This window comes from Bacillus sp. z33 (genome assembly GCF_058313615.1).
Genome location: NZ_JBZFQN010000004.1, coordinates 184697 through 198651, shown reverse-complemented (window position 1 = coordinate 198651; position 13955 = coordinate 184697). Strand labels below are relative to the sequence as shown.

Genomic DNA, 13955 nt, shown 5'->3' with positions numbered 1-13955 from the left:
CCTTCATCTTTTATTTAAACCATGGCGTGTTTTCCGCCATCAACTACCAATACCTCACCTGTTATATAGTTCGACGCATCAGATGCCAGGAATAAAGCAACTCCCTTCAGGTCCTCCTCATTCCCAAGCCTCCCAAGTGGTGTCATATATTCAATTGCATCTTTCCCCTGTTCAAGTAAGACTTGGGACATTTTGGTCGGGAAAAAGCCTGGTGCAATGGCATTGACATGGATATTGTGTTTCCCCCATTTCACTGCCAAATCCTTTGTTAAAGTAATGACAGCACCCTTGCTTGCATTGTATCCAACGGTATCCATCATATCAGCATGTGTTCCGCCGAGCCCCGCTACCGAAGCAATATTGATGATTTTTCCCCGTCCCTGTTCCACCATCACCTTTCCTACCGCCTGAGACATCAGGAATGTGCCTGTTAAATTTATATTGATGACCTTGTTCCAGGCTTCAAGGGGCATATCCAGGGTCGGTGCTCCCCAAGAGGCACCGCTATTGTTGACCAGAATATCAATGGTCTCAAATTTATTTAATGTTTCTGAGACGACATTATGAATATCTTCCGGATTTGCGATATCACATTTTACGGCCAAGGTTTGAATTCCATATTCTCTCTTCAGATGATTTGCTACCTCTGTGCAGGCCTCAACCTTGCGTGAGCACAGAACAATATTAGCTCCCGCCTCAGCCAACCCATGCGCGATTTGGGCTCCAAGCCCGCGTCCACCGCCTGTGATAATCGCTGTCTTACCGGATAAATCAAACATTTGTAAAACGTTCATGGTTAGCTTGTTCCTCCCCTCGATATTTTTTTAGCTCAAGCTTGGCAATTTGGGCACGATGAACCTCATCCGGTCCGTCGGCCAATCGTAATGTTCTCGCATTAGCCCAATGAGCAGCCAATGGAAAATCCCCTGAAACACCGGCAGCACCAAGCCCTTGTATCGCTCTATCAATCACCTTCAGTGCCATATTCGGAGCAACCACCTTAATCATAGCAATCTCCGCTTTTGCTTTTTTGTTTCCGACTGTATCCATCATATAAGCTGCTTTCAGAGTTAATAATCTTGCCTGCTCAATTTCAATTCTTGAGTCCGCAATCCATTCCTGCACGACCCCTTGATTAGCAAGCGGCTTCCCAAAAGCATTTCTTTTTTGAATACGCTTACATAATATTTCAAGCGAACGTTCTGCTGCTCCGATTAGCCTCATACAATGATGAATTCTCCCTGGACCCAACCTGCCCTGAGCGATGGCAAATCCCTTACCCTCTCCCCAAATGATGTTCTCTGCAGGAACTCTAACATTCTCATATGTAATTTCACCATGTCCATGAGGAGCATGATCATACCCGAAAACAGGTAGCATTCGCTCAATCTTTACTCCTTTGGAATCAAGAGGAACCAGAATCATAGATTGTTGCTCATGCCGGTTCGCCATTTTGTCCGTTTTTCCCATTACGATCGCAATTTTACACCTAGGATCTCCTGCACCGGACGACCACCATTTGCGACCATTGATGATATAGCTATCCCCATCTTTTTCAATGCTTGCTTCAATATTTGCTGCATCTGATGAAGCAACATCCGGTTCGGTCATTGAAAAACAGGAACGTATTTCTCCGGTCAATAATGGCTTGAGCCATCTATCTTTTTGTTCAGCTGTTCCATACCTCTCTAATACTTCCATATTCCCGGTGTCGGGTGCACTGCAATTAAATACTTCAGGTCCGATTAATGAACGGCCCATAATTTCACACAGAGGAGCATATTCCAAATTGGTAAGACCAGCTCCATATTCACTCTCAGGCAAAAATAAATTCCATAATCCTTTCTTTTTAGCCTTACTTTTTAATTCTTCCATAATAGGAGGTACTTGACTCCAGCGTGATTCTTGCTCATTTAACTGACCCTCATAGACTGCTTCATTAGGTAATACATACTCTTCCATAAAGGCAGTTAACTGTCTCCCCAGGTCAATAACCTTACTTGAATAGGAAAAGTCCATATACTCACTCCTTTCACATACTGACCAGTAGGTATTGTTAATTGTTACCAATTATACAAGAAAAGATATAAAATACAACTATTTTACTGATAATTTTAAAAATTCTGTTTTTTAATTTGGCAATTGATTCGAATTTTTTATGATTCAAACTATATAATGGTATATATAAAAAAGGAGATGTGCTATGAGAATACGTTCTATTAAAGAAGCAGCAAAACAATCATTATCTGGCAACTGGGGTATAGCAATCGGTGTATTATTTATAAACTATATTTTAGCATCTATTATTGGAAGGATTTCTGAAGATTATTACATCCTTTCACTTCTTACCATGTTTTTTATATCTGGCCCTTTATTCATAGGATACATGTGGTTTCATTTAGATATAAAAAGAAAACAAGATCCTTCAGTCAGAGGACTATTCCGTGGGTTTACTGTGACTTATATCAGAAATGCTTTAACCTACTTTTTAATGACACTATTCCTTTTTCTTTGGTCACTTTTACTTATTATACCTGGGATTATTAAAGGGCTTGCTTATTCAATGACCGTATTTATATTACGGGATCACCCTGAACTGACTGCTCTCCAAGCCATTTCAGAAAGCCGCAAAATGATGAATGGGAAGAAAAAAGATTTGTTGTTATTATCCTTATCCTTTTTCACATGGCTTATCATTCCAATCATTTTATTGGTAATTGGAATCGCTTCTATTGGAGTTGGATTTAATGCTGATGCTAATTTAATTTTTGCAGGTTCTGCCAGCATTATTATTGGATCCATCGCTATGATGGGTATATCCATTTACGTCACACCTTACTACATGACTTCACTTGCCGTCTTTTATGACGATTATGTAAAACCAACAGAAGACTATATTACACGGGGTCCAATATCTAAAAATCATGATAACACTATAGAATACAACGAACTTGTTAAACCTATAGAATAAAGAATAAACCCGATCCTACCAAAAAGTCGGGGGATGACATGAATAACATTCTTTGAGTATAAATTCATTTGGCATATATACTGCTATAAAATACAGCAATCTCACATTTATATTATCTCGGATAACAAGATTCATATGCATTTTTCATTTTAAAGATATATTAATAGAATGTCTCCGGTGTTTTTTAATAAATTGCTTCTGAAAAAATCCACTTCTAATAAAAACAAGCCAGCAGGAGACTGCTGGCTTTAAATCTGATCACTGTATTTTTTTCTGTAAATCTGGCACTTCTATTATTACTGGTGCTGTTTGTTTCATCATTCCTATTGGATAACCAATGATAGCTCCCAAAATGGCTGGAGTAATCCATCCTAATCCCACTGAAGAAAGTGGCAAATAGGAAAATAAACTATTGATTGCTTCAATCTGCACGCCTGCTGCATTTAACCCATCAAACAAACTTACGATAAAGGTTAACCCCAAGCTGCAAATATAGACTTCAGACAAACCTTTAAATGCATTATGCATGAATGTAAGAAAAATCAAGCATATGGCCAAAGGATATATAGCAGTTAATACAGGAACTGATATAGCTACTAAATTGGCAAGTCCTACATTAGCAACCATCGCACTAAAAACAGATAAAACAATCACAAACGTTTTATATGAAACTTTTGGAAGCAACGTATTAAAGTAAGCCGCACACGCAGTTACGAGGCCAATGCTCGTTGTTAAACAAGCCACAAGAACGACCAGCCCCAACACCAGACTGCCATATGATCCAAAATAATAGTGAGATACTGCTGCTAAAATAGCACCTCCGTTATCAAATACCCCAATCGCTTCCACACTGGAAGCTCCAAGAAAGGCAAGACCTGCATAGATCACAGCGAGTAAACCAGCTGCAATGAAAGCAGACTTCATAACACTTGTCATCATTTCTTTTTTACTATAAATACCAGTAGAACGAACGGCATTAATAATAATGATTCCAAATACAAAAGATGCCAATGTATCCATCGTCAGGTAACCTTCCTGAAAACCTTTGAAAAATGCATATTCCGTATAATTTTCAGCTGGAGCAGTCAGGCTTCCCATCGGATTAAACAAAGCTACAAGAATTAATAAAGCTATAAATATTAATAAAATCGGTGTCAACAATTTACCGACAATATCTATAATTCTTCCTGGTCTTAACGCAAAGAAACATGTAATTGCAAAAAAGATAACAGTAAATATCACCATAGCCATTGTGCTATTCATATTTCCGATTAAAGGTTTCACACCAATTTCAAATGAAACCGTTCCTGTCCTCGGCATCGCGAACAATGGCCCGATTGCTAAGTAAAGCACCGTTGTAAAGATTATTGCAAATATAGGATGAACATTTTTAGCCATCGAATATAGATCATTTTTACCTGAAAACCCAATTGCCAGTACACCTAACAGAGGTAATCCCACACCGGTTACGATAAATCCCAGTGTAGATTGCCATACATTCGTTCCTGACATTTGTCCCATTAATACAGGGAAAATTAAATTTCCAGCTCCAAAAAATAAGGCAAAGAGCATGAAACCGATTGCTAGTGTTGTAGACCTACTCTTTCTATTATCCACATAAAAAACCTCCCGTTCAAATCTTGTTGGTCATTTTAAGTTTTCTGATAATTCTAAACATTTTTAATATAACATTGTCTAGTTTAACATAGATGTTAAGATTATTCAGACTTTTTGCTTCACTTTTTCACTGTGCTGCTGACATTCACTAAAGTATTCCCTATATTACAAGTGATTATAGTAACTGTGCCCTAAAAATGCAAGAGATTCTTAAAAATTAATATAAAGGTAATTTTTATCACCCAGAAAGTGAGTTTTAAAGGTTCCATAAATCCAATTTAATATTTCTTCTAAATTTACCTTCTTACATACAAAAGAAACCTTCTTCATAGAAAGAATAAGGTTTCTTTTGTATTTGCTGACTAGTCAATAACTTGCAGCCTACTATTAATCTACAAAGTATTCAGCATATTGGCTATCTGACTTTAGTAAACTATTCCAGTATTTTTCTGGTCCTAATATATGTTGGCTAACAGCCTCATCAATTTGGTCCACTTTTTTATTTTCGATAATATCAATAATATTTTTATGTTGTTCAATGATTTCTGTATAATCATATTTGATCTCCGATAAAAGTCGGATTCGATTATAATGTGTGCTTAGACGGTTAATAGCATCCCATATATGTTCTTTTTCCTGAGCTTTATAAAATAGGGAGTGAAATTCCTGATCTAATTCATGAAAGGTTCTTTCCACGCCTTTTTTACCTATGAAATTTTCCTGTAAACTGATAACCCTCTTTAACTCTAATAATGTTTCTTCAGTAATAGATTCGCAGGCTAACTTAAGAACTTCTTTTTCAAGTACAGAGCGCATAAATGCTGCCTCTTTAACCAATTTATAATCAATTTTCGATATATATGAACCGACCTGCGGCCATACTTCAACCAAATGTTCCTCTTTTAATTTTCCGATTACCTCTCGAATCGGTGTACGGGAAATTCTTAGTTCATTGGCCAATTCAATTTCACTAATTGCTTGTCCTGGTTTCAATTCAAGAGACATAATTCCATTTTTAATAATTCTATACGAATAATGTTTATTATTTTCTCCAGGTAATTTGGGTGTCACTGTCAACATCATGATTTCTCCCTTATATAAACATATATAAATCTCATAATTCATTACTCCACACGTAACCAATATACCTATGTATTTTAATTATCATCATATTCCAAACATTTTTCAAGCAATTCAAACAAAAAGAGCTGAGACGGCGTATTAATGAACAAAGACTAAGAACGCCACGTCGTGTGGCAACGTCTTTGTGACCTACATCCTGTAGGCCTCCGACAAGCATAAGACGAATACTCGAAGGGCGTTCTCCTCCCGTAGAGGATTTGCTTATGACTCGAGGGACTAGGAGTCGAAGCTGGATTGTAAAAAAAGCTGAAACGGCTTGACCAGAAGCGAGGAGCATAAGACAGGAGCTCGGAGGGAGGCGATCCTCCCTCCCGCAGAGGTCATGCTTATGTCCTGAGCTTCTAGCCGTTGAAGCTGGATTACAAAAAAGAGCTGAAACGGCTTGACCAGAAGCGAGGAGCATAAGACAGGAGCTCGGAGGGAGGCGATCCTCCCTCCCGTAGAGGTCATGCTTATGTCCTGAGCTTCTAGCCGTTGAAGCTGGATTACAAAAAGAGCTGAAACGGCTTGCCCAGAAGCGAGGAGCATAAGACAAAGGCACGTAGGGGATCTGGTAAAGGAACAAAGACTAAGAACACCACATCCTGTGGCAACGTCTTTGTGACCTACATCCTGTCGACCTCCCAGCAGCTACATTTATGTCAGTATTATCTATCTAATGTCCCTTCTCTATTTCGACATATTCCCGTATTAGATTGTTGTCATAAGACGAAAATCTATTGTTAACTGATATACCTCTGGGATAAAAGAGGGGGCGGATATCACCTTAAAGATTGGTAAATTAACAAAACTCCTTCCCTATTTCCCATTTTCTATATAGTTAGAGTGACTAAAGGATATGATTTAAATAGTTCGGTAAGCCTGATGACTTATTTTTATTATACTAGCATATTCATACTCTTCCACCCTCTCCATTTCACCGACTATATCCATATGAAATAGACAAGAATTATTTTTTTCTAAACAGGTCCTGATTAGTATGACACCTGCAGGACGGGAGAAAGTGTATACAATGATTCATTTTCATTTCTCCGAGCATCCTGGCGACATTTAGTGACAGTATATGACTGCTATTATTCGTTATGGTAGAAATACCAGCATGATTCCTATAATTCGATCTTACTTAACAAGGAGGTGCAAATATTCTTGGTATATTGGCAATTTAGTAAAATAGAATAGGGAGGGAAACATGTTGAAAACGAAAAGAAAAAAAGTTTCATCACTCATTCTTACATCTATTCTCATACCATCATTGCTACTTACTACAGGTTTTAATTCTTCAACCTCATCTTCTGCTGCTTCCTCAGAATCCATCCATAGTTCAGCAAAATCTACAATAGTTCAAAATAGCAGTAACAAAATCTCCAAAGATCTTCAAAATAAATTTAAAGATGATGTTAAAGTTACTTTTTTAATCAAACTTAAAGAACAGGTAGATACAGCCAAGGTTGCTAAAGAAGCTACTTCAGCTGCAAAGAAGCAAAAGCTCTCATCAGCTAAAACGACCCTGTCTAAACGATCTTCCATCGTCACAAATCTTCGGGCAACAGCTGAAGAAACTCAGCATGAGCTGAATAACTTTTTAGAGAAACAAGAGAAAGCCGGTAACGTTAAGGATATCCAATCCTTTTACATCGTAAACGGTATGGCAGTTACGGCCACAAAAGAAGTGATGGAACAAATTGCGACATTTCCAGAAGTTGATAAACTACTACCGAATGAAACAATTCAACTTATACAACCAGTTAAACAGTCAAAAGCGGAAAAACCATTAATTGAATCCGATAAAAAGGAGACTTCCTCCAAAGTAAAAACGAAGGCAGAAACCTCCTCTATCGAGTGGAATATCGAAAAAATTAGTGCTCCACAAACTTGGGAGATGGGAATTGATGGTGCTGGAACAGTCGTAGCTAGCATTGACACAGGCGCACAATGGGATCACCCATCTTTAAAAACAAAATATCGCGGCTACAACCCGGCTAATCCTGATAATCCTAATCATGAGTTCAGCTGGTTTGATGCTACTTCGACAAACAACCCCGAAGCATTTGATGATCACGGCCATGGTACCCATACAATCGGAACAATGGTTGGCTCAGAGCCTAATGGTTCAAACCAAATCGGTGTAGCTCCTGGCGCTAAATTCATTGCGGTTAAAGCCCTTTCTGCATCTGGCGGTGGCACTAATGTTGATTTACTAGAAGCTGGTGAGTGGGTTTTAGCTCCTAAAGATGCAAATGGTACTCCACACCCTGAATATGCACCTGATGTCGTAAACAATTCATGGGGTGGCGGACCAGGCTTAGATGAATGGTTCCGACCAATGGTTCAGGCATGGAAAAATGCAGATATCTTCCCTGAATTTTCTGCCGGAAATGACGGAGGAGGAGCAGGAACTATAGCCGCTCCATCCAATTATCCTGAATCTTACGCAACTGCCGCAACAGATATCAATAATGCTTTGGCAAGCTTTTCTTCAAGGGGACCTTCTCCATATGGTGGAGAAATGAAACCAAATATAGCAGCACCAGGTGTAAATATTCGTTCTGCGGTACCTGGAAACGGGTATGATTCCTGGAATGGCACATCAATGGCCGGACCTCATGTGTCCGCAGTAGTTGCCCTGCTTAGACAAGCTGATTCGAGCTTAACTGTTGATCAAATGGAAGAGATTATGAACTTAACAGCAACACCATTAACTGACAGCGCTTATCCAGAGTCACCTAATTTTGGATATGGTCATGGTTTGGTAAATGCTTTCGATGCTGTCTCTTCAGTTGTAAGTGGTTTAGGAAAAATTAAAGGAACTGTCTCTAAAGAAGGTGACGACACAGAGGCACCTGAAATTGAGACTGAACCTGTTACCACTTCTTATAAAGAAATGGATCTTACTCTTAACGCAACCGCTGAAGATGATATTTCAGTGACATCGGTTATTTTAAAATATAAAAAAGCTGATGGAAGCTGGGCAGAAGTAAACGGTGAACGTGTCACTGGAGATCATAAATCCGGTGAATACGAAGCAACAATTCCTGGTGCTGATTTAACCGGAGATTCAACAGAATACAAATTTATCGCATATGATTTTGGAGGTAATTCAAAAGAGACGGGTGCTCATACAGTTACGTTACTTCCGGGTATTACAGTTGGATATGAAACGGATTTTGAACATAATCCGGTAGGATGGACATCGTATGGCACAAATAATTCTTGGGAATGGGGAGTACCAACAACTGGCCCTGGAGCTGCATTCTCAGGTGAAAAATTATATGCAACCAACCTGACAGGAAATTATGCAAATAGCTCTAATATGAGCTTAGAAATGCCGCCAATCGATCTTTCTGAGGGAGCCAGCTACTTGCAATTCAAACATTGGTATGAATTGGAAAGAAACTACGATTTTGGGCATGTATTTATATCAACGGATGGTACCAACTGGACACAGGCAGCGCGTTTCAATAATACATCCGGAGGTTGGATTGATGGGGAAGTAGATTTAAGCGAATACGCAGGACAACGTATCTACATTTCCTTTAACGTCACAAGTGATAGTTCTATCCCAAAAGCTGGATGGTATTTGGATGATATCAAATTATCAGCAGTGCCAATCCAACCGGCTAAAAAAGCTAAACTTGGTGTGACAAAAGAAACAGATTCCAGCAAAAAAGCAGCAAAAGAAAAAGTAGATCCAGCAAAAATCAAACCAGCAACTGAAAAAGAAAGCCCAAAAGCTGATAAACCTGATAATGAACGACCAGCACCAATGCTATTGCCAATCCAAGCTCATGTAACCGTCCTTGAAACGGGACGTTCTGTTTACACAAATCCACAGGATGGTTCCTATGAGTTAACCCATGCAACCGGAGACTACACTGTAAAAGCGGAAACCTATGGATTCCAATCCCAAACACAAAGAGTAAGTGTTGTAGATGAGGGAATAGCTACTGCTAACTTTACATTACAGGAAATCCCTAAAGGGACAGTCAGCGGTACGCTTACCAATAAAGTTACAGGCAATCCAGTTGCTGGCGCCACAGTTTATCTCGTGGAAGATGCTGCAGTCGTTCCAGTGACAACGAATGGTGATGGAGAATATTCGATTACTGCATATGAAGGTACCTACACACTTAAATTTGTTGCACCATCTTACTACAGCTCTGAAACAACCGTTACAATTGATGAAGGAGAACCAGTAGTTAAAGATATAGAGTTACGCCCATTCATTGGCTATGCCGGAGAGATTAAATATGATGACGGTACGGCTGAAAACGCCAGAGCCTGGAATGCTTCAGGCAATAGCTGGGCTGTTAAAATGTCATTAAGTGAAAGTGAAGATCAAGCTCTTGTAACTGGTGCACTCCTTCGCTTCTGGGATACTACATTTCCAACCCCAGGCGGAACTGATTTCCAAGTATCCGTTTATGACACCAGTGGTGCCAATGGCAGCCCAGGCAATAAGTTAGCCGGACCTTTCAACAAAACAGCTTTACGTGATGGTACCTGGACACATGTTGACCTTTCCGAACATAACATCATGGTAGAAGGTGACTTCTTCATTGTCTATACTCAACCAAATGCAAATCCAAATGCACCTGGCTTGGCAACTGACGAAGATGGGCCAAATGCCAAACGCAGCTGGCAAAGTGTAAGCGGAGCATGGTCTCAATCACCGGAGGCTGAAGGAAACTACATGATCCGTGCGACCGTCAACTATGAATTACAAGTACCATCCATCACTTCACCTAAAGATGGATCGTTTACGAATAAAAAGTCTGTTACAGTTGAGGGTAAATCTTCTCCTGAAACAACGATTGATTTATTCAATGACGGTGAAAAAACTGCTACCACAAAATCAAACGCAAGCGGCGACTTCTCTGTTGCTGTTGAATTGAATAATGGTGTAAATACACTGACTGCGAAAGCAAAAACAGATGTCGGTTCAACAGACCCATCTGAACCAGTTACGATTACACTTGATCAGGATAAACCTGAACTGACTATTACTTCACCGACAGACGGTTCTAAAACAAATAAAGAAACCGTTACAGTTACAGGGACTATCACTGATGTCAATCTGGATTGGGTGAAAGTAAATGGTCAAACGGCAACTGTAAGCGACGGGAAATTCAGCAAGCGTATCCTTCTTGATGAAGGTATCAATGAAATTACTGTCCAAGCTAAGGACAAAGCAGGAAACAGTATTAAGAAAATTATCACACTTGATGCCAATTATACGGCACCTGAACTTTCCAACCTACTCCCTGCTGAGGACAAACTATTGGAAAGCGGTGATTCTGTCAAAATCGAATTTGACAGTGAACCTGGACTAGACGCTACCTTCTCAATCCTAGCTCCAGTCACAAACGTTGGCGTATCAAATGCACTTGAGCTTCCAATGCGTGAAACATCTGAGGGACACTATGTCGGATACTATACTGCCACCAAAAACATCAAAGCAAACGGTGCAGCAGTACAAGTAACCGCAGAAGATGACTATGGTAATAAAACGATTGAAAGAGCGGAAGGATTGTTATATATAAACGCTCCGCAATAAAATTATGAAAGCACAAGTGCATGAGCACTTGTGCTTTCTTTTTTGGACAGTCCGAATTTCAGGTGGATTCTCTTACTATTTTTCAAATGGCAATCTTGGATTCTCATCTTGATAGATAGAATACCCAGATCCTACATTTTCCATTTCTGAGCATTTTTCATTATTGCATGCAAACTGATAAGTCTGCTTGTCAGTACGAACAAATACCCCAAAATAGTAAGGGAATACTCCGCCATCAAATTTATTCATATCTGCATTGATTGCCATAATGTTTTCTTTAGTAGCTAATTTTTGATAGTCTGTACTTTCGACTGTATTTTGAACCATCTCACTAAGAATAATATCCTCTTCTGAATCACGTTCATACCATTGATTAACCAGAACCCACTTCCCTGCTATATATAGATTTATACCTAAGCTGATAATCAATAATATAAACACAATCTTATTCTTCATATGTATACACCCTTCTTTATCTAACTACGTTTCTCTGTCAAAACAAAAGAAACTGCTATCAAATTACCATACTGAAAGTCCTATTATTCCAACGATAGCGCATCATAGGAATCTATTAATAATCCGGATGTTTTGTAATATTGCTGAACCATATTTTCAATCGCCGCAGGGTATCCAAGACTCCCATTAAATTTGTTAACACTACACTATCAGCTGCTATTGTTTCTCTAACTTCCATTCATCTAAATCCCCCAATTCAATGAGAAATAGAATAAAATGATGACCATTAAATCTTTCGAACATATCTCAGTGTCATATAGTTTTCTTCCTCAATATTTCCATGTCCATTCTGCTCATTTTTGAAAACAAACCCTCTTGCTTCATAGAATGGTATTCCTTTTTGATTCCCCTTAGCCACAGAAACCCATTGTTCATTTGCCTGATATACTTCTTTTTGCTGCTTTGTAAGAACATTTAATAACCTTGTCCCAATTCCCTCATTACGTCTTTCAGGATTTAGGTATAAAACAAATACCTCCCCAGAAGTCTCACCAATCATTCCGCCCCCAATTGCCCCAATGACTTCATTATCTTCTATAGCCACGAAATACCCTCCCCAGTCCCTGCCTGTATCATTTACTTCCTTCAAAATTCTTTCATGATTATAAAACTCTTTTATCACTCTCTTAATATATTCTTCAGACCTTAAACCATTATACGTAGCCCAATATCCATCACTGCATACTTTCGAAATCCCCTCGGCATGGCTTGCATTCGCTTTTAGTATGTCAATCATCTTTCCATCCCCTCATTTTATTATCTATAAGATCCTTTGAAAGTTCACTTTCCCATACAGTTTTCAACAAAAAGACCATTAATCCTTCAAAAATCAATGTCATTAGCATTAATAGCAGTCCTACAATCGATGTTCATAAAAATCCAAATGAAAAATGGCTAATATAAAATGCCTGAAATGTACAAAATATGAAGAACAAAAACTATAGAGACTACACAGGAGGTACATATGAACCAACTCTTAGAAAGTGCAAGGGCCATGCAAGATGAGTTAATCCAATATAGAAGAGAAATTCATCAAAATCCGGAAGTAGGCGATCATCTTCCTCAAACCACGAAATACGTGATGGATAAGTTAAAGGAATTCGGCTATGAACCAAAAGAAATCTGTGAAAGTGGGATTGTAGCACTGGCGGGGAAACCTGATGCAAAGAAAACATTTTTATTACGGGCCGATATGGACGCTCTTCCAATTAAAGAACAGACAGATTACCCGTTTAAATCAACAAACGGAAATATGCACGCCTGTGGGCATGATATGCACACAACTATGCTACTAGGGGCTGCCAAATTATTAAAACAATATGAGAATGAACTGGAAGGATCTGTTAAGCTCGTATTCCAGCCAAATGAAGAAGGCTTCAAGGGTGCTAAATTAATGTTGAAGTCGGGAGTTTTAGAGAACCCAAAAGTCGATGCAGCAATGGCCTTACATGTACATTCCGGCACACCAACTAATACGATATTATATGGGCTTGGAACCGCAATCGCAGGTTGTACAATCTTTAGAATTACTGTAAAAGGTGTTGGATGTCATGGAGCTATGCCGGAAACAGGTGTTGATCCGATTAATATTGCAGCGCACATCTATACCTCTATCCATGAAATCATAGCAAGGGAAATCGCAGCAACCGAATCCGTAGTTATCACCATCGGAAAATTCCAAGCCGGAAGTACTCATAATGTGATTCCTGACCAGGCTATACTGGAGGGGACCATTCGTTACTTAAATGTAGATTTAGGAGATTTTATTTACAAAAGGTTAGAGAAAATAGTCACTTCAACAGGTGAAATGTTCAGGGGTGAAGCTAATATAGAGGTCGTTGCATCCGTTCCTCCATTAACGAACGATAAGAACTTAGCCAATCAATTGTCCTCTTATGTGAGTGATGTTGTCGGTAAACAATCTGTCATTTCTTTTGAGGGCGGAGGGATGGGTTCCGAAGATTTCGCTTCATATTGTTATCAAGTCCCTACCGTTTATTTTTTACTGGGAGCGGGCACAAAAGATGAAGACCCTCATTATGGACTTCCGATGCATCATCCACAGGTAATTTTTAATGAAGAAATCCTACCAACCGGTGCAGCCATACATGCCCATACGGCAATGATGTGGTTAAAAGCGAATCAATAGAGAAG

10 protein-coding genes are annotated in these 13955 nt (G+C 39.1%); 3 read left to right on the top strand and 7 right to left on the bottom strand.

The window, feature by feature from the left end:
- Nucleotides 1-14: 14 nt before the first annotated feature.
- Both AC4G3L_RS15540 and AC4G3L_RS15535 read right to left on the bottom strand, forming a co-directional pair.
- The gene (locus AC4G3L_RS15540) at nucleotides 15-794 is read right to left on the bottom strand and encodes an SDR family oxidoreductase (protein WP_491077903.1); all 780 of its coding nucleotides are present in this window, start codon (nucleotides 792-794) and stop codon (nucleotides 15-17) included.
- Entirely contained in the window at nucleotides 772-2019 is a 1248-nt protein-coding gene (locus AC4G3L_RS15535; protein WP_491077902.1) for an acyl-CoA dehydrogenase, read from the bottom strand. The genes AC4G3L_RS15540 and AC4G3L_RS15535 overlap by 23 nt, the downstream gene beginning before the upstream one ends.
- A 184-nt stretch (nucleotides 2020-2203) precedes the next feature.
- Here AC4G3L_RS15535 and AC4G3L_RS15530 point away from each other — a divergent pair, with 184 nt between their 5' ends.
- Entirely contained in the window at nucleotides 2204-2971 is a 768-nt protein-coding gene (locus AC4G3L_RS15530) for a DUF975 family protein (protein ID WP_491077901.1), read from the top strand.
- 258 nt (nucleotides 2972-3229) lie between these two features.
- On the opposite strand, the gene brnQ is transcribed toward AC4G3L_RS15530, so the two are convergent.
- Nucleotides 3230-4588, bottom strand: coding sequence for a branched-chain amino acid transport system II carrier protein (brnQ, locus tag AC4G3L_RS15525; protein ID WP_491077900.1), 1359 nt, complete (start codon nucleotides 4586-4588; stop codon nucleotides 3230-3232).
- 387 nt (nucleotides 4589-4975) lie between these two features.
- Complete coding sequence (locus AC4G3L_RS15520) at nucleotides 4976-5668, bottom strand: GntR family transcriptional regulator (protein WP_491077899.1); 693 nt, start codon at nucleotides 5666-5668, stop codon at nucleotides 4976-4978.
- Between the two features lie 1252 nt (nucleotides 5669-6920).
- Here AC4G3L_RS15520 and AC4G3L_RS15515 point away from each other — a divergent pair.
- Complete coding sequence (locus AC4G3L_RS15515) at nucleotides 6921-11285, top strand: S8 family serine peptidase (protein WP_491077898.1); 4365 nt, start codon at nucleotides 6921-6923, stop codon at nucleotides 11283-11285.
- A 75-nt stretch (nucleotides 11286-11360) separates the two neighbouring features.
- On the opposite strand, the gene AC4G3L_RS15510 is transcribed toward AC4G3L_RS15515, so the two are convergent.
- The 3 genes from AC4G3L_RS15510 to AC4G3L_RS15500 all read right to left on the bottom strand — a co-directional run bounded on the left by AC4G3L_RS15510 (nucleotide 11361) and on the right by AC4G3L_RS15500 (nucleotide 12537).
- Nucleotides 11361-11741 carry a hypothetical protein gene (locus tag AC4G3L_RS15510; RefSeq protein ID WP_491077897.1) on the bottom strand — a complete coding sequence of 127 codons (381 nt, stop codon included), beginning with the start codon at nucleotides 11739-11741 and terminating at the stop codon, nucleotides 11361-11363.
- A 115-nt stretch (nucleotides 11742-11856) separates the two neighbouring features.
- Nucleotides 11857-11979 (bottom strand): hypothetical protein, encoded by a 123-nt coding sequence (locus tag AC4G3L_RS15505; protein WP_491077896.1) that lies wholly within the window; start codon nucleotides 11977-11979, stop codon nucleotides 11857-11859.
- Nucleotides 11980-12027: 48 nt separating this feature from the next.
- Nucleotides 12028-12537 (bottom strand): GNAT family N-acetyltransferase, encoded by a 510-nt coding sequence (locus tag AC4G3L_RS15500; RefSeq protein WP_491077895.1) that lies wholly within the window; start codon nucleotides 12535-12537, stop codon nucleotides 12028-12030.
- Between the two features lie 228 nt (nucleotides 12538-12765).
- Between AC4G3L_RS15500 and AC4G3L_RS15495 the strand changes: the two genes are divergently transcribed.
- Complete coding sequence (locus tag AC4G3L_RS15495) at nucleotides 12766-13950, top strand: M20 metallopeptidase family protein (RefSeq protein ID WP_491077894.1); 1185 nt, start codon at nucleotides 12766-12768, stop codon at nucleotides 13948-13950.
- Nucleotides 13951-13955: the final 5 nt, after the last annotated feature.